Origin of the sequence: Peribacillus sp. FSL E2-0218 (genome assembly GCF_037992945.1) — a bacterium.
In the GTDB taxonomy this organism is placed as follows: Bacteria; Bacillota; Bacilli; order Bacillales; family DSM-1321; genus Peribacillus; species Peribacillus simplex_B.
The window spans coordinates 4,082,557-4,101,422 of record NZ_CP150304.1; the positions used below are offsets into that span (position 1 = coordinate 4,082,557).

At 44.4% G+C, this 18,866-nt stretch carries 21 protein-coding genes; 7 read left to right on the forward strand and 14 right to left on the reverse strand.

Annotated features, from left to right (window positions below; all coding sequences use genetic code 11):
- The first annotated feature begins 69 nt into the window (after positions 1–69).
- On the forward strand, positions 70–666 hold the full coding sequence (locus MHI53_RS19570; protein ID WP_061141048.1) for a spore coat protein: 597 nt from the start codon (positions 70–72) through the stop codon (positions 664–666).
- Between the two features lie 65 nt (positions 667–731).
- Here the strand turns inward: MHI53_RS19570 and MHI53_RS19575 are convergent, their stop codons facing one another.
- Both MHI53_RS19575 and MHI53_RS19580 read right to left on the reverse strand, forming a co-directional pair.
- Positions 732–935: a hypothetical protein gene (locus MHI53_RS19575; protein ID WP_061140807.1), complete on the reverse strand. Its 204-nt coding sequence runs from the start codon at positions 933–935 to the stop codon at positions 732–734.
- Positions 936–1,017: 82 nt separating this feature from the next.
- Positions 1,018–1,668 (reverse strand): alpha/beta family hydrolase, encoded by a 651-nt coding sequence (locus MHI53_RS19580; protein ID WP_340372025.1) that lies wholly within the window; start codon positions 1,666–1,668, stop codon positions 1,018–1,020.
- Positions 1,669–1,838: 170 nt separating this feature from the next.
- On the opposite strand from MHI53_RS19580, the gene blaOXA reads away from it, so the two are divergent.
- Positions 1,839–2,630 carry a class D beta-lactamase gene (blaOXA, locus tag MHI53_RS19585; protein ID WP_061140809.1) on the forward strand — a complete coding sequence of 264 codons (792 nt, stop codon included), beginning with the start codon at positions 1,839–1,841 and terminating at the stop codon, positions 2,628–2,630.
- Between the two features lie 130 nt (positions 2,631–2,760).
- A complete protein-coding gene (locus MHI53_RS19590) occupies positions 2,761–3,078 on the forward strand; it encodes a sigma factor (RefSeq protein ID WP_340372026.1) in 318 nt (105 codons plus the stop codon).
- A 152-nt stretch (positions 3,079–3,230) separates the two neighbouring features.
- Here MHI53_RS19590 and MHI53_RS19595 read toward each other — a convergent pair whose 3' ends face one another.
- Complete coding sequence (locus MHI53_RS19595; protein WP_340372027.1) at positions 3,231–3,716, reverse strand: diadenosine tetraphosphate hydrolase; 486 nt, start codon at positions 3,714–3,716, stop codon at positions 3,231–3,233.
- Between the two features lie 469 nt (positions 3,717–4,185).
- Here MHI53_RS19595 and MHI53_RS19600 point away from each other — a divergent pair, with 469 nt between their 5' ends.
- Positions 4,186–5,028 carry an SDR family oxidoreductase gene (locus MHI53_RS19600; protein WP_340372028.1) on the forward strand — a complete coding sequence of 281 codons (843 nt, stop codon included), beginning with the start codon at positions 4,186–4,188 and terminating at the stop codon, positions 5,026–5,028.
- A gap of 736 nt (positions 5,029–5,764) precedes the next feature.
- Complete coding sequence (locus MHI53_RS19605) at positions 5,765–7,162, forward strand: NCS1 family transporter (protein ID WP_061140813.1); 1,398 nt, start codon at positions 5,765–5,767, stop codon at positions 7,160–7,162.
- Positions 7,163–7,210: 48 nt separating this feature from the next.
- On the opposite strand, the gene MHI53_RS19610 is transcribed toward MHI53_RS19605, so the two are convergent.
- From MHI53_RS19610 to MHI53_RS19625, 4 genes are all read right to left on the reverse strand, one after another.
- Positions 7,211–7,660 (reverse strand): 8-oxo-dGTP diphosphatase, encoded by a 450-nt coding sequence (locus MHI53_RS19610; RefSeq protein WP_081092291.1) that lies wholly within the window; start codon positions 7,658–7,660, stop codon positions 7,211–7,213.
- A gap of 402 nt (positions 7,661–8,062) precedes the next feature.
- Positions 8,063–11,230 (reverse strand): cytochrome P450, encoded by a 3,168-nt coding sequence (locus MHI53_RS19615; RefSeq protein WP_340372029.1) that lies wholly within the window; start codon positions 11,228–11,230, stop codon positions 8,063–8,065.
- Positions 11,231–11,304: 74 nt separating this feature from the next.
- Complete coding sequence (locus MHI53_RS19620; RefSeq protein ID WP_185113020.1) at positions 11,305–11,880, reverse strand: TetR/AcrR family transcriptional regulator; 576 nt, start codon at positions 11,878–11,880, stop codon at positions 11,305–11,307.
- A 343-nt stretch (positions 11,881–12,223) separates the two neighbouring features.
- Positions 12,224–12,394 carry a hypothetical protein gene (locus tag MHI53_RS19625; protein ID WP_311316463.1) on the reverse strand — a complete coding sequence of 57 codons (171 nt, stop codon included), beginning with the start codon at positions 12,392–12,394 and terminating at the stop codon, positions 12,224–12,226.
- A 159-nt stretch (positions 12,395–12,553) separates the two neighbouring features.
- Between MHI53_RS19625 and MHI53_RS19630 the strand changes: the two genes are divergently transcribed.
- Positions 12,554–13,135, forward strand: a complete 582-nt coding sequence (locus MHI53_RS19630; RefSeq protein ID WP_340372030.1) for a TIGR00730 family Rossman fold protein — start codon at positions 12,554–12,556, stop codon at positions 13,133–13,135.
- 61 nt (positions 13,136–13,196) lie between these two features.
- Here the strand turns inward: MHI53_RS19630 and MHI53_RS19635 are convergent, their stop codons facing one another.
- Positions 13,197–13,616 (reverse strand): NUDIX domain-containing protein, encoded by a 420-nt coding sequence (locus tag MHI53_RS19635; protein WP_340372031.1) that lies wholly within the window; start codon positions 13,614–13,616, stop codon positions 13,197–13,199.
- A gap of 190 nt (positions 13,617–13,806) precedes the next feature.
- On the opposite strand from MHI53_RS19635, the gene MHI53_RS19640 reads away from it, so the two are divergent.
- Positions 13,807–14,169, forward strand: a complete 363-nt coding sequence (locus tag MHI53_RS19640; RefSeq protein ID WP_260320104.1) for a dienelactone hydrolase family protein — start codon at positions 13,807–13,809, stop codon at positions 14,167–14,169.
- A gap of 84 nt (positions 14,170–14,253) precedes the next feature.
- Here the strand turns inward: MHI53_RS19640 and MHI53_RS19645 are convergent, their stop codons facing one another.
- From MHI53_RS19645 to MHI53_RS19670, 6 genes are all read right to left on the reverse strand, one after another.
- The gene (locus MHI53_RS19645) at positions 14,254–14,445 is read right to left on the reverse strand and encodes a Fur-regulated basic protein FbpA (RefSeq protein WP_100533372.1); all 192 of its coding nucleotides are present in this window, start codon (positions 14,443–14,445) and stop codon (positions 14,254–14,256) included.
- 31 nt (positions 14,446–14,476) lie between these two features.
- A complete protein-coding gene (locus MHI53_RS19650; protein ID WP_081092292.1) occupies positions 14,477–14,695 on the reverse strand; it encodes a Fur-regulated basic protein FbpA in 219 nt (72 codons plus the stop codon).
- 210 nt (positions 14,696–14,905) lie between these two features.
- Positions 14,906–16,111: a M20 family metallopeptidase gene (locus tag MHI53_RS19655; protein WP_061140816.1), complete on the reverse strand. Its 1,206-nt coding sequence runs from the start codon at positions 16,109–16,111 to the stop codon at positions 14,906–14,908.
- A 77-nt stretch (positions 16,112–16,188) separates the two neighbouring features.
- Entirely contained in the window at positions 16,189–17,061 is an 873-nt protein-coding gene (locus tag MHI53_RS19660) for a MetQ/NlpA family ABC transporter substrate-binding protein (RefSeq protein ID WP_340372032.1), read from the reverse strand.
- Positions 17,062–17,082: 21 nt separating this feature from the next.
- Positions 17,083–17,733 carry a methionine ABC transporter permease gene (locus tag MHI53_RS19665; protein ID WP_061141054.1) on the reverse strand — a complete coding sequence of 217 codons (651 nt, stop codon included), beginning with the start codon at positions 17,731–17,733 and terminating at the stop codon, positions 17,083–17,085.
- Positions 17,734–17,746: 13 nt separating this feature from the next.
- Positions 17,747–18,769 carry a methionine ABC transporter ATP-binding protein gene (locus MHI53_RS19670; protein WP_061140817.1) on the reverse strand — a complete coding sequence of 341 codons (1,023 nt, stop codon included), beginning with the start codon at positions 18,767–18,769 and terminating at the stop codon, positions 17,747–17,749.
- Positions 18,770–18,866 lie beyond the last annotated feature (97 nt).

Genomic DNA, 18,866 nt, shown 5'->3' on the forward strand with positions numbered 1-18,866 from the left:
ATCGCTGTCCATCTTAAGGAGGTATGCTAAAAAATATGGGAGGTAATACTTTTGCAAAATCAGCCTAATATGTCCAATACCCAACAGCCACAAGGCATGGTGCCGAACATGAACCATGGTGGTCATGAATTGTTTGATGCTCACGAGGTCCTTTCAGGATTCATAAATGTATTAGATCAATACCAACTCTTTGACCAGCACATTAAAGATCAAGACCTGAAAGCGATCCTTCACCATCAGTATACATTCGTAACAGATGTGTATAACATTGCTGTAGAAGCTTTCACGACAGGAAAAAAACCATCGCATGTATCCCAGCCTTACGAAATGCACCAAAATAATGCCGTCACGTACGGCCTCACGCCTTCTCAGCCTAAAAAACCGAATCAATCTGTAAACGAGATGAATGAACAAGGTGTTTCCGGTCACATGCTCGGACTTATCAAATCAACGGGGTCACTGCTTGCCATGACTGCTGTCGAAATCACCAACCCTGTGCTTAGAAGGGTCATCGCTGACAGTGTACCTAACTTTGTTGAAATGGCCTATGAAATTTTCCTTTATCAAAACAAGCATCGCTATTATCAAGTGCCGCAATTAGCGCCACAGGATATGACACAAATGATAAAAGGCTTTGCTCCTGCCGCAAAAAATATTATCAATTAATAAAAAGCCCAGTTTTTCCACTTGATACAAGCGAAAAACTGGGCTTTTCATCGAGTAAAACCAATTCATGAACCATCCCGTACGGTTAACCCCTTCTCCGCAAGTGCACGCTTAAGCTGCTCCAACGCTTTCGGCCCCATCCCATGCAGCTTGAGAATTTCCGCCTCGCTCAGCTTGGTGAACTGTTCCAGCTGTACATACCCAGCCCCTGCTAATGCCCGCTGTGCAGGCTTCGCCAACTCTGGCGGCAGATCTGTGCCTTTATTCATTACTCATCCTCCCTATGAAATCAATTTCGTTATGTTTCGTTCACCACCTTGATTTAAAACATGGAGTTTGTTGTGGTAAGGCTCAGCTTTTGCTTTTTATGAATTCCGCCAACCCGTTCATGACACTTTCTACAACCTTTATCGACCTTGAAGTATGAAAAGGCTCGATATCCAATGAATGATTAGTATCAGGGTATTGATTCATGCTGATGTTCGTTTTAGTTTTGATCCTTTGAATTTTTTCTGGAACATAGTGAGGATCTTTTTCCCCAATCACTAGATGAATGGGATGATTGCTGCTCATTACCCCTTCAAAAACCGGGTCGAACTTCAGTAGCGGCGTAAGCAAAACCATTTTGGAATCGATATGCCGCTCGTCTTTCATAAAGCCATTAATGAGGGGGATGGTACCAAGTGATTTACCTAAAAACATAGTTTCTTGATATTCTTTTTTTTGAGATACCTTCGCAATGACCGGAGAACAATCCCCAACCATAACTTTAGTGATATCCACCAACTGCTGCTTGGTTATATCCTGCTCGTAAGAATAATGAATATGTACGACATCAAACCGATTTTGAAGAAGAGTCATTGTCGAATAATAAAATAATGGCTTGTCATACGTGTAACCAGCACCCGAAAACATAAAACAAACAGCGGGACCTCCGTTTTCAATCTGGGTGTATGTCACATCTTTTTCGATCCCCTTTATTTTCCCTAAATTAACCTCCATATATAGGCCCCCCTTCCAGCATTCACCCCATATATTCATCAGCTTCCTGCCGCATCCCTGCTTGGTTGTCATGATTTAATGGTTTCGTTTCTCTTAGATCATATATATAATTTAATTATTGTCCTATTTTTTGGAAAAATACCATTCCAACCCTTAAAGGAGAGTGTGTAATGAATATCAAATCGTTATGTTTCATTCTTGTCCTGCTGGTCGCCGGTTCTGTGAGCACGGTTCATGCTAGTGCAAACGGTCATAAGGTGAAGGAACTGCAGATTGGGGAATTCTTCGGCGGTGTGGATGGCACGATGATCATCCAAAATGTAAAAACGGATAAAGAATATATGTACAATAAGAAAAGAAGTAACGTTCGTTATACTCCGGAGTCGTCGTTTAAAGTGGCGAATGCATTGATCGGCCTGCAGACAAAGGCCGTAAGCGATGAATATGAAGTGAAGCGGTGGGATGGGGTGATCCGGGAGTTCGAAGATTGGAATAGGGACCATTCGCTTGCTTCAGGCATGAGGTATTCCGTGATCTGGTTTTATCAAGAAATGGCCCGCGACATAGGTGCACAAAACATGCAGCAATATGTGAACATGCTCGATTACGGCAATCATGATATATCTGGCGGGATCGATCATTTCTGGCTGGACAGCAGCCTGAACATATCTGCCAAGGAACAGGTCCAATTTATCGAAAAACTGGTGAAAGAAAAACTGCCCATCGATAAGCAGCATATGAGAACGGTAAAGAGAATCATGATCAATGAAGAAGCTGATGATTATGTCCTTCATGGAAAAACAGGTACGCGCCTCTCTGATATGGGATTGGGCTGGTATGTCGGTTACATCGAAACGGACAAAGGGACATGGGCTTTTGCCACGAACTTGGACGGCAGCGGAAGCACGGCAAAGGCGGTTACTCTGGAAGCTTTGAAAAAGTTGGAAATCATTAAGGAATGACTAATCACGCATGCCCCCTTTTCCGGGCATGCGTTTTGCGACATTCCAATATTTTTCAAATAAAGGTTTCATTTGACGCAAAGGGAGGTACTTATTACCTATAATTATAAACAGGAACGGGGATACAGCCATGATGAATAAACAAGAAGTAATTAACCACATATTAAACGGGGATCGACTTTACTTTACAAAGCTTTACAACAAATATGAAAACATGTTAAAAAATACTGCCCTGAAACTGACGGGTTCTGAAATCAATGCCGAGAATCTTTTGTTCATTACCTTCAAGAAATTGTGGGAATCGCCTCATTCGTTTGAAGCTTCCAATGATCGAATGATTTCCACCTACCTCATGAAACAGGTCGTATACAATCATCTACATGACAAGCGAAAGCGAGATAAGCAAAAAGAAAACATCCAAGCTATCCGTACTTCCGATTTCCTTTGATCAGCTTATATTGTGAAATACAACCGATTTTTGCTTCGTTTGTCTTAAAAGAATGGCTGCCAAGAAGCCTCCTTATCCGCATCATAGAATATCCTTCATCTTTTATACTTCCGGAAAATCCAGTTTCCCTATCATCCAAGCCTGCCAGACATTCATTTTCCATTCAATTCCTTAGTTAGCTCCGCTGCCGCAAGCAACACTTCCTTGGAATTTTCCTCACTGTTCAAGTGATTCCTCGAATGCAAAAGGATGGGCCTTACGGATTCGACTGAACGGCCGAATTCGTACATCCATTCATATCTCGGAACCATCCAAGTGTGGAAATGGTGCGTCGTATCTTCATTGTAAAAATAATACACATACTCTATGTTCAATACGGTTCTTTGAGCCTTCCTGATTTTAGTCAATAGATTGATATAATCGATTTTTTCTTCTTCAGTCAGCTCATCCAGACACTTAATATGGCGTTTTGATGCTAAAATGATCAACCCTTTGATCGGGTATGCTACATCCTGGTGGGCGTGAAAATATTCCGTTTCAATGATGGTACCGCCTTCCGGCTCGGCTAAGCCGCTTGTTACGGCACAGCTCAAACAGTTCACCTCGATATTTTTCCCATTCGACATTAAAATCCCCATCGAAACGCTCCCTTCTTGCTCAATTTCAAGACATTCAACCGAATGGCCCGCTGATGATGCCTTTTTCCTGAAACTACACTGGTTATCCGGCGGGTCTTCATCAACACCACACTGTGAACTCGCGTGATAGGCCAGAGCCTTACAACACTGTTTTTCGATTGCCTTGCCTCCACTCTACGATATAGATTTTCCGAGATTTATTCCACCGTTTTTTTTGCTTGTTTGCCAAAATAGGGATACTATAGCATCAAGAAAAAAGGCCCCTAATGAGTGGATTCATTCGTTTAGTTCGCAGGTGGATGCTCATGAATACGATCGAAACCGCCCACCAAGGATCATTAAGCAAATGTATGGGATGAACACAAACGAAAGTCCAGTCCAGAAGACGGTAGCTGGAGAGTTTTCATTTTTCCCAATCAGGGAACAAGTTACAATAAAGGCGATTTTGAAAAAGAAAAGGAGCAAAACGATGGAGAAGAAACTAGCGATCGTAACGGGAGCCAATTCAGGAATGGGCTTGGCAACCGTGATAGCCCTTGCCAAGAAAGACCTGCACGTCATCATGCTATGCCGGAATGAAGCGAAGGGGAAAAGAGCGCTTGAATTGGCCAAGGAAGAAAGCCAGTCCAGCAGTATCGAACTAATGATTGGTGATTTAGCATCCATCGAAAGCATTCACCACTTTGCAGAGACGTTTAAGGCAAATCATGATTCTCTTGATCTATTGATTAACAATGCAGGTGTCGTCACCTTAAAACGGCAGGAAACGAAGGATGGGTTCGAATCGATGTTAGGAGTGAATCACCTCGGCCATTTTTTGCTGACCAATTTGCTGATTGATGAATTAAAACGATCTGAAGCTGGGCGGATTGTCATCGTTTCTTCAGGAGCACATAAATGGGGGACATTCGATTTTGACGATCCTTATTTTCACAAAGGCTTCAATGTCGTTAAAGGATATGGGCGTTCCAAGCTGGCCAATGTTTGGTTCATGAAAGGATTGGCCAAAAGACTGGCAGATACATCCGTCACCGTAAACGCCTTGCATCCCGGGGCGGTTGCAACGAATATAGGCGTCGATCGGGACACCGGATTCGGCAAGCGATTCATCAAGCTATTGGTCCCCTTTTTCAGAACCCCTGAAAGAGGTGCACAAACAGCTGTATTTCTCGCAACAAGCGACCGCGTCCAGACGATTTCCGGCTCTTATTTTTATGATGAAAAAGAAGCCCCGCTTTCAAAGCTAGCCCAGGATGACGAGCTTGTAGACCGGTTTTGGCATTGGAGCGAACAACAAGTGGGCTTGGACTGAAATAAAAATGGTCATGACCACCCTGATTCAAGGGTGGTTGCCTTGGATAATCTTCAAAATCACCTCCGTTTCATTTTCTCATGTTATCCAAAATTCACTGCAATCCAAATGCAGCAATCTAAAAACCAAGTATGGCTCATTATTTCCAATGGGCCGACTCCGTTGCAGACCTACCTTTGAAAAGCTTCATGCAATCTTCCTTCCACTTTATTTCCGAGTAGTAGCCTTATAAATGGTTTAAAAAAACACTACTATCAACACTAGATTAGCAAGCGTTAACATATATTCCTTGTTTTTCAGGTATATTGCGAAATGGCCCATATAAACACCTTCATGAGCTGTGAACCCTCTATGACAAAAGGTATCATGCACAAATAACTGACTAAAATGCTCAATCTTCCCCAACGATCGATATTCTTCCATCAAAAAAACCTCCCTCCCGGAATCGAATATAGGTTATAGGCTCCACCTCATTGGAATGGATGTGCTATTGTAAATCGCGCCTTCATCACTCCGTCACTTTCTTAAGTCTAAGGGGCTAAGGTATTCACGAGTTGTTATTTCCATTGATTTGTATGGCTTTCTATCATTTTTAGTTAATTAGCACAATTAATTAACTGAAATTTCACAATTATTCTAATGACTAATAATTCAATATTTTATATACTTTTTACATGTTATTTTTCCTGACACAAAATAGTTAATTAGTCTCACAATAAAAGGAGTTGATTGTATATTGTCTGCACATTTAGAAAAACACGTTCTAGAAGAGGGGGCCATCCGCCAGGCTGCCGATGTCGATGAATCATTACTGCCTAAAACTGAGGAAGGCAGGACGGTCGGTCCAATTTCCTACACTTTCATGTGGATTGGTGATGGTGTCAATTTAGGCAATATGACACTTGGGGCGAGCTTGATCGTAGCCGGAACCGCTACGTTAAACATCGTTCAGACATTTACAGCAGCGGCCATTGCCATTGCAATCATCTCCACCATATTTGCTTTAAATGATCGAATTGGATACAGAACGGGAATTCCTTATGTTGTACAGCTCAGGATGTCTTTCGGGATGAAGGGCGCGATCCTCTCATCACTTTTGCGTGGCATACCCGCCATCATTTGGTACGGTTTCCAAAGTTGGATCGGCGGTACCGCCTTAAATGAAATCGTCAAGATCATGACAGGCAGCGCTTTTGATAATGTCTTCATATGCTTCGTCGTGATTCAACTGGTGCAAATCACGCTTTCCCTGTATGGCTTCCATGCCATCAAATGGGTGGAAATGCTTGCATCGCTTGTCATCATGCTCGCTCTTGTCTATGTATTCGGTGTTCTTTTGACATCCCATAGCGAAGTGATCGCAGAAAAATGGGTGCATGCCAAAGGCTCATGGGGTCTGCCTTTCTTTGCATTCATCATGATGTTCTTGGGAAATTATGCAGCGATCTTTTTAAGTGCAGCGGACTACTCAAGAGAGCTAAAAACTGGCATTAGTGATTCAAAACGTGGATTTTTATACTTTTCGCCGATTTTAATTGCGTACGGATTTGTCCTGACCATCGGTGTCATGCTCGCCTCGGCTACCGGCATATCCAATCCGGTCAAGGCGTTCGCCATAGTCGTGGATAATCCTTATATTACAGTCGGTGTGTCTGCATTCATCGTCATAGGTGCGATTGCGGTCAACATGGTGGCCAATATCATTCCGCCCACCTATGTCATTACTTTACTGACAAACATGAAATATAAGCCTGCCGTTATCGTCACCGGACTGCTCGCATCATGTTCCTTTCCTTGGGTGCTTGTGCAGGATTCCTCGGCAAAAGGCCTCGGTATGTTCATTCTGATTTATTCTGCATTTTTAGGTCCGATCGTTTCTATTCTATTAGTCGAATATTATCTATTAAGAAAGCAAAAAATGAAGGTGTCCGACTTGTACAAAGAAGATGGACCATTCGCCGGGTATAATCCCTGCGCACTGCTAGCCATGCTGATTGGCGCAGGAGCCGCCTTCCTGAAAGTGGAACTCGCCTGGATCATAGGTGTTGTCGTGGGAGGCATGGCCTATATCCTTCTGATGAAGTTCACCTATAAAACATCACCTTTCAAAAAAGGGACGATATTCGAAAAATAGACTAAAAAGAGATACTACTCACTATGGTAGTATCTCTTTTTAGGAAGATTACGAAAGATAGGTTTGACCATTTTTGTAAATGAAAGAGTAGGTGCCTTCTTCTTTCAATAAAACCGGCAAATACTCCCCGACCATCTCCGCTATCCCTAGATTATGAGGCGCGAGAATCCACTCAATCGTTTTCCAATCAAGAATCCCTTCTCGTGTTTTTTGGGGAGATTCATATGTTAAATCATCATCCGCTTCATACAAATAAACGTATATTCCATCCCGGTCAGCCCCTGCAGTTTGCCACGTTACCGTTCCGCTAGAATAATAGTGCCCGACACGGATGCCCGTTTCCTCGAACACCTCACGCATCGCCCCCTCATCAGGAGTTTCTCCTTTTTCGATCTTGCCGCCCACCCCGTTCCACACCCCCATGATGGGAGCCTTCTCCCGATTGAGCATCAGGATTTCATTCTTTCTCTTCACAAAACAAACCGTATACTTAAACATAACCAATCCCCTCCACCTGTAAGCCGCCTAAAGACGTGACGAAGCGATTTCACCTTTTAAAAATGAAAGTCGCAACTCATATAACATTGGTTTTACACCATTGGACCGTTTTATGTCCAGTTTGAGGAATTTGGATTACATCTATTAGCCGCGTTTATTCGTGAGTTTTGGCGATTCGTCGATGAAATTAGGTGCTTTACTCACAAATTTGGTGCCTTACTGGCCAATTCAGCTACTATATTCGTGAGTTTGGGCATTTTATTCGTGAATTCAAGTATTTTACTCGTGAGTTTGCGCTTGAGGCTTTGCTCTTCCATTTCGGCGCGTACTCATCAATGCTATTTTGGTATATAAAGAGAAAAGCAGCGAGTCCCTTGTGGGAGTCGCTGCTTGTTTGTTGATTTATGCTCCTGCCCAGACATCTTTTGCATATCTGCCGTTTTCTTCTAACGACTGCAGCCAGACGGATGCTTCTTGCTGGGTTGTTTGTTGGAATTGCCTGTAGCTTTCGATCAATGTTCGTTCAACATCAGGGGCCATTTTGCTTCCGTCTCCGCAGATGTATAGGTGTCCGCCTTCAGTTAATAAAGGAAGAATGTCTTGAGCGTTCTCCGCGAGGCGGTTTTGAACGTATGTTTTTTCTTGGCCCTCGCATCTTGAGAAGGCTGTGTGCAAGGTTACGAGTCCATCTTGTTCGGCTTGGACGAGTTCTTCTTGATAAAGGAAGTCGTGTTCCGGATTGCGGCAGCCAAAGTACAGGTGGGCGGCTCCTAGTGTTTCGCCTTTCTCCTTCAGGGCGCGGCGGGCTTGAATGAATCCTCTGAACGGCGCGATTCCTGTTCCAGGTCCGATCATGATGATCGGTTTTCCAGGTTGGTTCGGAAGCTGGAAGTTGGATTGCGGTGTATGGATAAAACAGGCTACTTTATCGCCTTCAGCGCGCCCCGCCAAGTAATTGGAAGCAACGCCTTTATATTCGCCGTTACCGCTCCATGCATTTCCGCGGACGACGCTGACAGTGATGCTCGCTTGCCCCTCCTTATGCAGCGGGGAGCTTGAAATCGAGTAGTATCTTGCCTTTAAAGGCGGCAGCAATGCCAGGAATCCTGCAAATGGGATTTCACATGCTAGATATTTTTCAACTAAATCTAACATGGTCATGCGCTTGCCCAAGATTTCTCGTTTATAGGTGCCATCATCCAGCAGCGCTTCAAGCTCTTTTACATGCGGTGGACATACCGTATGTGCGGCAAGGGCCCGTATTTGGGACCGGGTGGCGGGTTCCTGCAACTCGACATAGTTTGATAGTACTTCCGCTAGTTTTACCGGTATTTCCGTAGGGAGATGGGCAGCTTTTCCAGAATCACCTGTAAGCTTGATATAGTCTTGGCCGTTCAGGTCGAATCGACTGAGCACTCGCTCGACAAGTTCCGCCGGATTTTGCGGAAGGACCCCGAGATGGTCGCCTTCCTGATACTCGACGCCATCTGGCAGCGCCAGTTCGATATGTCGTGTACTTCTTCCGCTATCCGCATGTTGTAATTCCACATTCCTTTTGACAATCGATGTAATGGCATGATGAGTGCGGGCGAGTGGTGTGCCGCTTACATCACTGACGAAGTTCATCGTAATCGAGCTTGTTTCCCGATCATCCGTATTGACTTCAATGCTAAAGGTGCTAGCAAGATTTGGCCAAAGGGCGTCCGTCCAATTCTCGTAGTCCCCTTCAAAATCATCACTTGCATCTCCATAGCCTGTTTTTGACAATCTAATGGCTCCACTTTGTTCCAGCCGGTCATCGATGTAGGTCGGAATGCGTTGGTAAGTGGTAGCCCAATTACGGTCTCCGCATCCAAAGATGGCATAGCGGACTCCATCCAAGCTGCCATCCTCGCTTTCCTTCAACGCTGAAACAAAGTCATCCGCATTATCAGGGGGATTTCCATTGTAAGAAGCCGAGACAATCAGGACAGCTCCTTCGCGGGGAAGTTGATTGACATAATCATTCAAAGGGGCAACTTCCGTATGGTATCCTTGTTGTTTCCCTGTTTCTGCGAGATCTCTGGCCATTCCTTCAGCTGTTCCCATGTTCGATCCGAACAGGATGAGCAATGGTGTGCCATGAGCGGATGTGACTGAAGGGGCCGAGGCTCCTTTATTTGCTGAAACCGGTTCAGGAGGATCAACGGTAAGCGACATCAACGGCTTCCTTGGTGATACGCGCATCGTTAATCCGTCCGGTTTAAGCGTCAACGTTTCTTTAACGTCCAATTGATATTCTTTATGATCAATCAATTCAAAGTGCTGTAAGACCATCCCGAGCACAAGCGTCGCTTCATGAAGTGCAAATTGCTGTCCGATGCAGGCGCGCTGCCCGTTTCCAAACGGCTTATACGCATGATAAGGAATCGAGCTTGGATTCTCGAAACGTTCCGGAATGAACGATTCGACATCATCGCCCCAAACGGATGAATCACGATGGAGTTCAGGAACGAGAAGCGAGAACACATCCCCTTCGTTCACCTTGTATGCTCCGCCAAGCACGGTGTCTTCCTTCGCATAAACAGTGAATGCCGGAGCTGTCGGCCATAGGCGAAGCGTTTCGTTCAACACCATCCGGACATATTTCAGCTTCTTGACTTGTTTGTAATCCGGAATTCCGCCATCGAGCACTTCGTCGACTTCCTGTTGCGCCTTTTTCAATTTGTCCCTGTTATTCATCAGGAAATAGATGGCGAATGATAGGAGACCGCTCGTCGTTTCGTGTCCTGCGATCAAGAATGTAATGATCTGATATCTGATGTTTTCGTCATCCAGCGTCTCTCCCGTTTCAGGGTCGACGCCCTTGAGCATATGGGAAAGAAGATCATCCTCGCCTTGATCGCCGTTTAGCTTTCGTTCGGCAATCAATTCATCCACGAGCGAAAACATATATTGAATATCTTCGCGGAATTGTTTTTTCGATTTGACCATCAGTTTATCCTGGATGCCGAGCCGCTGTGTTTGACTCATCGCTTCATCGAGCGATCTGACCATGCTGGCCACGAACGGATGGGTGGTATCGCGATAAAAACTGTTAAAGCGGTAATTGAATCCGCATAAACCAATCGTATCCAAGGTCAAACGGGTCATATCTTCAGGCACATCAACCTCATCTGCCGGATTCAAGCGAGCCCATTTTTGGATCAGCTGGGCGGCGATGTCCACCATTTTAGCATGATAGCCCTTCATGGCCTGCTGACTAAAGCTAGGGAGCAAAATGTTATGCGCCTTTTTCCAATTCGGCTCCGCCGTTTCACTTGTGAAGAGGCCGTCACCACCAAATGCCCTCACTTTTTGCAGTGCCGGACCAACCTTCTTATCAAACCTGGTTTCATCGCAAATTTCTTTAGCTAGTGCTGCACTTGATACGAATGTACCGATTCGGCCCGGATATTGAAATTGAAAAATCGGTCCAAGCTCCCGCGCCAGCTTCATATACGACTGAAGCGGTTTATCCTTATCGATGACAGGCAGGCTCCCTAAAGGGCCATATGTCTTTGGCTGTGGTATTTGAGTTGTTTTTGTCATGCTTAGCACCTCTATTTACTAATATTTCGGAATGAACGTTCATTCCGCTTAATGGCTGAAAAATCGAACCTATCTCAATTATGCAGGCGGACAGCATCCCAAAAGCTTTCTTCCACATCTGCCAAAAGTTTCGCTTCAGGTACCAACTCCCCGATACGGACAAGTCGCTGCAGTTCAAGAAATGCTCCATATATGATGGCGATCAAGGCGGAAGAGGGAAGCTGCTTGATTTCTTTTCGATCCTTACCTAAATCAAAGAAGTTTTTAAATAGATCCAAAAGACTTTGAAAACTAGAATGGCTTTCCTCATTTAAGAAATGGGCCCCGCTATGGATTTTTATAAAATAAAGCGCTTGGTCCTGCTCGTTTGTAAAATGGACCATTGACTTGAAAATGTGATGAAACTGATTACGAATGGAATCCTCATGTGGAAATCCGCTCTTGATTGTCTCCGTAAAAATATCCACATACCCTTGAAAAATCTTATTGCCCAACACTTCTTTATTTTCAAAGTAACGATAAATGGTACCCGCTCCGACCCCTGCCTTCGTGGCGATCATCGGGATCGTCGTCGCATCATATCCTCTTTCGGCGAATAGTTCCAATGCGCTGGACACGATGCTGTCTCGTTTATTTGCTGCAGTTATCATATTGAATCAGCCTTTCATCCAGAAAATGCGGAATGAACGTTCATTCCTATCCATGCTAGTGTATACCCAATAAAACCCAATCTCAATCGAGCGTAGTACCCAAAATTTGTGAATTACGCTCGATGGAATAAGGAAAAAAGACTTATTCTCTTTCTATAATGTTAGAAAAAATATATACATACACTTCTTTAGAACCAAAAAAGAAGAACTGATGGTCACAGCTCTTCTACTCCTTTGTTCACCTATTGAATGCCATCTAAGATTATAGCGTTCAGATCGTTTCTTTTTATGGGCACTCAACACTTCTTTCCAAAGGAAGATTGTATTCATTCTCAAATCACGCTCATGTTTCCCTGCACATCCCCCAATTCTCGGTTAGCTGCTGTTTGTTCACTTCAAACGAGCCATTAACTTCATTGGGTCTATCCCACCCCATCTTAAGGGAGCGAATGGCTCGAGCTCCCTCCCCGGTTTCTTCTGCCAAAAAGCCAATGCGAATGATGAAGATGCCCACTCCCGACCATCATCGGGCTTCATAATTTTCTTTTACCCCATGTTGAAATTCAGTGACGTTCCTATGCATCCACCTTTCATTAAATCATTCAAGTTTAACAAACCCCCTTGAATTTTGTATGATAAGAAAGGAAGATTACTAAATGGGAGATGTGATATTTTGAAAAGTCTAGCTGTATTTTGTGGATCGAGCAAAGGTGCATCTGCTGTCTATGTTGAAGAAGCTAAAAAACTGGGCAGGGAGCTGGCAAAACGTGAGATTACCCTTGTCTATGGGGGCTCAAGTGTCGGAATCATGGGGGCGGTTGCAGATTCCGTTCTGGAAGCAGGCGGTAATGTGATTGGCGTAATGCCCGATTTTCTAGAGAAAAAAGAAATCGCACATAAGAGCTTAACCGAGCTGATCGTCGTGGAATCCATGCATGAAAGAAAAGCGAAAATGGCCGAGCTTTCAGATGGGTTCCTGGCCTTGCCAGGCGGGCCAGGAACATTGGAAGAGTTTTTTGAGATATTCACTTGGGCTCAGCTTGGTCTTCATCAAAAACCTTGCGGACTCTTAAATATCAATCACTATTATGATCCTTTAGTCGCTTTATTCAATCATATGTCCGACGAACAGTTCCTGCATGAAAAGTTCCGTTCCATGGCGCTGGTAGATGTTGAACCAAGTGGACTTCTTGATCAATTCAATACATATGAGCCGCCAACCGTAAAAACGTTCATGACCGAAAATCAAACCTGATCATAAAGAACAAGCGGCCATGATCAAGGATGATCTTGGCCGCTTGTAATAAACGGATGGGTTAGGTGAATATCAGGTTTAAATAATCTCCATGTCCTTTAATAAGTTCCACTTCATGTTCGGATGAAATCCAGAAGAAATGAAAGGTCAGCCCCGCTTCATCTCCGCCGCCCTGTGGCTGATGGTCCCATTCATCAGGAACGTCCGATACACGGATTTGATAAAAAGATCTATGATGGATGGCGCCATCTGCGTTCTCCCACAAATCCTCGGCAATTAAATCCTCGACACGAATATTTTCCAGACCTGTTTCTTCTTTTATTTCCCTAATCACCGCTTGGTACGCATCTTCTTGAGACTTCACTGTACCCTTCGGTATCTGTATCCCCGCTTCAGCTATGGGATGTTGGAAAACCAATACCTGTGTCTCTCCCTTATTGATTCTTGTCACATACCCGTAGGCTTTTTTTATCGGCATCATGATCATCCTCCCGTCCTTAACTGGATAGATGGAAAATGGTTGTTGCTTCCTGAATCATTTATCATAATTTATATTCCTTTCTGTAAGACTTATTTCCTTTTTCTTGTGGCATGTCTTGATTCGCCCTATTCGAGTTTTTCAATAGGCATGATGTTTATGACGCATTGGCAAATCAGCGTTTCGCTGTCATTTGTCCGAATTCGAGGAACGAGAGCTAGTTTTTGGTTATTCTGAAAAAGAGGCAGCTTATCGACATTTTCGAGAGAAGGTTGGTATCACTGGGGCCCTGAATGAAATACTTATCCGCTACAAACACGTTTTCATCATTGGGTTCAGTGCAGGTGCGACTGTGGCCTGGATATGCAGTGAGGAAGAATGTGTCGATGGAATCGTTGGATTTTACGGTTCTCGGATCAGGAATTATAGCGAATTGGTGCCACAGTGCCCTGTACTGCTATTCTTTGCTCAAGAAGAGCGATCTTTTGATGTGGACGAATTGATTTCAATTTTAAAAGCTAAGCCTATCGATATACATACTTTCAGTGGAAGTTAGTGACTCCTATACTTCCAACTATGATGCCGAATCAGCCGATAAGGCATTTAGCATCATGAATGATTTTTTGCGGAACATGAAGTGTTAACGTTTTGCATGAATCCAGTTAATCGAACCCGAATCACTGTGGGGATGACAGTCCGATTGCACCCGTTTGTATTCCATTTCCAATTCATGTAAGGGTAGCTTCAAAAGCTGCTCTTCACTCTTGTAGAGGTGATGGATCCTAAGTTTATAAATTAATTCCCGTTGTCTTTCTTTCGCATCCTTCTTCATTTCACCCGCTCCTATTCTTTATTTGCTTGTTTCAGTGGATGGCCCAATGCTCGATCATACAGGGGGGATGATCCTCTGGATTGGCTTCAATCTGCTTCGTTTTCCTTAATTTCCTATATTCCTCCTCTAAATCGGTCAAGGTCCATTCAAATAGATGGATGTCGTTCTTTTTATAAATCCCTTCGTTAATCAACTTATTGATCAGAAAGTTCCGTTTCGTTTCGACTGCTTTGCGTAATCTCATCCCCATAATAAAACCCTCCCTTATTATGAACACCACTGCGTACTTCTCTTGACCTGACATAAAAAAAACCGGAGACATCTCTTTGTACGAAAGAAAAAGTCTCCGGTTATCCGGTCAATTAACCTATAATTCTTATTAGTTTACTAAGTATTATTGTCTCTTATGTTACAAACTCTCTGCTTCATAGTCAACAACTTTTTTCTTGTTTTCAAAATTTCATTCAGCCTTTTGCTTCGCTTCCTGAAATGCAGCCGTTACCTTATTTAACAGGTCTTTATCCGAAATCAATCGATACCCTGTAAGGGCAAGTGCCTTTGCACCAGTGAGGATGGCTTGGTCCCCTCTTGGGGATTTGGCGCAGTCGCGGAACTCATTCGTATGGGCAATCAGCTCATCCGGCCCGATTTTGATATAAGGATGGGCCGTCGGGACCACATGACTAACATTACCTGCATCCGTCGAACCGAAACCATTTTCTTTTCTTGGTGCCACCGCTTCTCCTAATTCAGTCAGTTCTTCCTTCAGCACCTCATCCAGAACCGGATTAATGATGAAATCGAGCACTTCATTCTGGAACCGTTCGACTTTGACGGTGCTTCCTGTGGCAAGTGCTGCACCTTTTGCAATATCACGGATTTTTCCGGATACTTCCTGGCATAATTTCCATGTTGTCGCCCTGATGTAGAACCTCGCGGAAGCATATTCCGGAATGATGTTAGGCGCTTCCCCGCCATTGGTGATGATTCCGTGAATCTTGACTTCGGATGGAAGCTGCTGGCGCAAAGCATTAATGCCATTGAACAACTGGATGACCCCATCGAGTGCATTCACGCCTTGTTCCGGTGCAGCCGCAGCGTGTGCCGCTTTTCCGTAAAAGTGAAAATCAAGAGGATCGACAGCCAAAAATGGACTTGTCACACCCGTTTTTCCGGCCGGATGGATAATAATCGCAGCATCGACCTCATCGAATAGGCCGTGCTTCACAAAGCTGCCCTTTGCGCTTCCATTGGGACCTCCCTCTTCGGCAGGCGTTCCAAACACGATCACCTGACCGCCTGTTTCCTCCAGCACTTGAGCGAGGGAAATGCCTGCCGCCGCACTCGTCGTCCCGATGATATTATGGCCGCAGGCATGACCTAACCCCGGCAGTGCATCATATTCGGCTAAAAAGGCAATCGTGGGTCCTTGCTTGGAAGAGGTTTTTTTGGCGATGAATCCTGTTTCGTGTCCAGCTATATCGCGGGTCACTTCAAAACCCGCCGCTTGAAGCAATTTCGTCAACGTATCCGAAGCGAAGAACTCTTGATTGCCAATTTCTGGTTTGGCATGGATCGCCTGACTCGTTTCCACATATAATTTGGAATGTTCATCGATGTGATCGGCAATGATTTGCTGAGGCGACTTCACTAATTCAATTCCCATATTGCTATCTCCCCTTTTCTGTTAATGAAAAAGCCGGACAGCTACCTATATTGCATCCGGCTCTTTCGATCTTTACATCATTTTTCATTAGCTGGTTTTGTCCAGGAATCTTGGTAATTCAATAATTCATCGACCGTCACATATGCCGGAATCGAGCTTCCTTTATACGTTTTTTTAATGAACGCTTCCACTTCTTTCGACTGATAAAGTTCGACTAATTTTTGCAGTTCAGGACGATCGGCATCTCCCTTTTTGACGGCAATGATATTGATATACGGTTTCGCCGTTTTACTTTCATGGAATAATGAATCTTTTAAGTTAAGTCCCGCTTCCACGGCAAAGTTACTATTGATGGTGGAAGCATCGGCATCATCCAGCAAACGTGGCGTACTTCCGGCAGCAACAGGTTTGATTTTCAAGTTTTTCGAATTATCCTTAATGATATTCGCTGATCCCGACCCATTGAATTCATCTTTCAATGTAATCAAGCCCGCTTCCTGTAAAAGGAGTAAGCCGCGGCCCCAATTCGTTGCTTCATTCGGAACGGCAATAGTGGCACCATCTGGAATATCTTTTATACTTTTATGTTTTTTCGAATAAAGGCCCATTGGCGCAATGACGGTAGACCCGATGGCCTCCAATTTCAAATTTTGATCTTGAATGAATTCATCGAAATAGGCGACCGTTTGGAATGAATTCGCATCGATTTCGCCCTCGCTCAAGGCAAGGTTTGGTTGGATATAATCATTAAACGTGACCAGCTCGATATTCAGGTTCTTCTTTTTGGCTAATTCGACAATGTACTCCCACGTTCTCGTATCCCCGCTGTTGACTCCGACTTTCACGGTTTTCACATCATCTGAACTGCCTGATGCCCCCTTCTCGTTTCCGCATGCTGCCGTCACGAGCGCAAATGCCAATACCATGATCGTTACTAAAATTTTCTTCATGTCTCCTACCTCCTGATATATTTATCTTCTTCTGATTTTTCTGGAAACGAAGTTCCCGGTGGATTGCAGTAATTGAACGATGATCACGAGCACTGCTACCGTGACGACCATCGTCATCGTATCGAATCTTTGATAACCGTAAGCCAAAGCTAGATCTCCGACCCCGCCAGCACCAACGGCCCCTGCCATCGCAGTAGCTCCGACAAGCCCGATTGTCGCTGTTGTGAAGGTTAGGATCAGCGAACTAAGTCCCTCAGGAATCAAAAAGCGATGGATGATCTGCCATGTTGTTGCCCCCATTGCCTGGGCTGCCTCGATGATTCCTTTGTCCACCTCCAACAGGGAGTTCTCGACGAGCCGGGCAATATAAGGAGCGGCGTAAAAAACAAGCGGAACAATCGCTGCATTCGAACCGATTCCAGTGCCTACGATCCATCTAGTAAAAGGAATGATTGCGACAAGTAAGATGATGAAAGGAACCGATCGCACAATATTTATGATTGGGTTCAATACATTAAAGATCCATTTATTATCCATGATGTGACCCTTCCTTGTTATGACGAGCAAGACGCCAAGCGGAAGCCCGATCAGCCCGGAAAAAATCAACGAGAGGGCTACCATATAAAGAGTGTCGCCGAAAGCGGTCGACAGCTGCTCTGCCGTTATTTCCATTCCCCAAAGTGTATTACCCATTTACCTGCACCTCCTGGACGAGAATCCCCTCATCTTTAATATATTGATAAGCCTTGGCTACCTCTTGCTTGTCACCCGTCACTTCGATGATCAAATTCCCAAACGGCGTTTCTTGAATTTCAGAAATATTGGCTGATAAAACACTTAAGTGAACATCATATTTCTTTGAGATCGTAGAAAGCAGCGGGGTGCCGGAAGTAGTCCCAATAAAATTAATTTTCCAAATAATCGGAATGTGCGTCCCTATCCTTTTTAGGAAACTTTGCGGAATCTCATCATGGATCACCGTTCTCACGAAGTTTTTGGCGATAGCCGTTTTGGGCTTGGCAAACACCTCGAACACGGAGCCTTGTTCAACCACGAAGCCTCCCTCCATCACTGCCACCTTATTGCAAATTTCCCTGATCACGGACATTTCATGGGTGATGAGCAGAATGGTGATATTGTATTCTTTATTGATTTTCTTCAAGAGCTGCAGCACGGCACTCGTTGTTTGCGGATCCAATGCGGATGTCGCTTCATCACATAAAAGGATCGATGGGTTGGTGGCCAATGCCCGTGCAATCCCAATCCGCTGCTTTTGACCGCCGGATAATTGTTCCGGATAGCTCTTTGCTTTACTCGATAAGCCGACGAACTCAAGCAGCTCGCTTACCCGCTCTTTGATCTCTTTACTTGGCGTGCCCGATAAAACCAGCGGTACAGCAATATTATCAAAAACGGTCTTCGAGTTTAGTAAGTTGAAATGCTGAAAGATCATCCCGATTTTCTTCTTTTCTGCCCGTAATTCCTTCGGGCTCAATGAAGTGAGCTCCTTCCCGCCGACGACTACCCTACCTTCTGAAGGATGTTCCAGCAGGTTGACTAGCCTGATCAACGTACTTTTCCCGGCCCCGCTATAACCGACTACACCGAATATATCCCCCTTCTCGACGGTCAAATCGATGCCTTTCAATGCTTCGACGGTCTGCTTCTTCGTTTCGTAAACCTTTTTAACATGTTGAAACTCAATCATCCTGTCTCCCCCCAGTTGTTCGTTTTTTCGATTTCATTATCAGAGAAGAGCTTTGCATGAATAAACAAAAGAGGCCTCCTCCGTCATCAGACAGAAG

Coding starts and splice junctions, on each gene's coding strand:
- MHI53_RS19570 (WP_061141048.1), top strand. CDS start 70: ATGTCCAATACCCAACAGCCACAAGGCATGGTGCCGAACATGAACCAT.
- MHI53_RS19575 (WP_061140807.1), bottom strand. CDS start 935: ATGAATAAAGGCACAGATCTGCCGCCAGAGTTGGCGAAGCCTGCACAG.
- MHI53_RS19580 (WP_340372025.1), bottom strand. CDS start 1,668: ATGGAGGTTAATTTAGGGAAAATAAAGGGGATCGAAAAAGATGTGACA.
- blaOXA (WP_061140809.1), top strand. CDS start 1,839: ATGAATATCAAATCGTTATGTTTCATTCTTGTCCTGCTGGTCGCCGGT.
- MHI53_RS19590 (WP_340372026.1), top strand. CDS start 2,761: ATGATGAATAAACAAGAAGTAATTAACCACATATTAAACGGGGATCGA.
- MHI53_RS19595 (WP_340372027.1), bottom strand. CDS start 3,716: ATGGGGATTTTAATGTCGAATGGGAAAAATATCGAGGTGAACTGTTTG.
- MHI53_RS19600 (WP_340372028.1), top strand. CDS start 4,186: ATGGAGAAGAAACTAGCGATCGTAACGGGAGCCAATTCAGGAATGGGC.
- MHI53_RS19610 (WP_081092291.1), bottom strand. CDS start 7,660: ATGTTTAAGTATACGGTTTGTTTTGTGAAGAGAAAGAATGAAATCCTG.
- MHI53_RS19615 (WP_340372029.1), bottom strand. CDS start 11,230: ATGACAAAAACAACTCAAATACCACAGCCAAAGACATATGGCCCTTTA.
- MHI53_RS19620 (WP_185113020.1), bottom strand. CDS start 11,880: ATGATAACTGCAGCAAATAAACGAGACAGCATCGTGTCCAGCGCATTG.
- MHI53_RS19635 (WP_340372031.1), bottom strand. CDS start 13,616: ATGATGCCGATAAAAAAAGCCTACGGGTATGTGACAAGAATCAATAAG.
- MHI53_RS19645 (WP_100533372.1), bottom strand. CDS start 14,445: ATGAAGAAGGATGCGAAAGAAAGACAACGGGAATTAATTTATAAACTT.
- MHI53_RS19650 (WP_081092292.1), bottom strand. CDS start 14,695: ATGGGGATGAGATTACGCAAAGCAGTCGAAACGAAACGGAACTTTCTG.
- MHI53_RS19655 (WP_061140816.1), bottom strand. CDS start 16,111: ATGGGAATTGAATTAGTGAAGTCGCCTCAGCAAATCATTGCCGATCAC.
- MHI53_RS19660 (WP_340372032.1), bottom strand. CDS start 17,061: ATGAAGAAAATTTTAGTAACGATCATGGTATTGGCATTTGCGCTCGTG.
- MHI53_RS19665 (WP_061141054.1), bottom strand. CDS start 17,733: ATGGAAATAACGGCAGAGCAGCTGTCGACCGCTTTCGGCGACACTCTT.
- MHI53_RS19670 (WP_061140817.1), bottom strand. CDS start 18,769: ATGATTGAGTTTCAACATGTTAAAAAGGTTTACGAAACGAAGAAGCAG.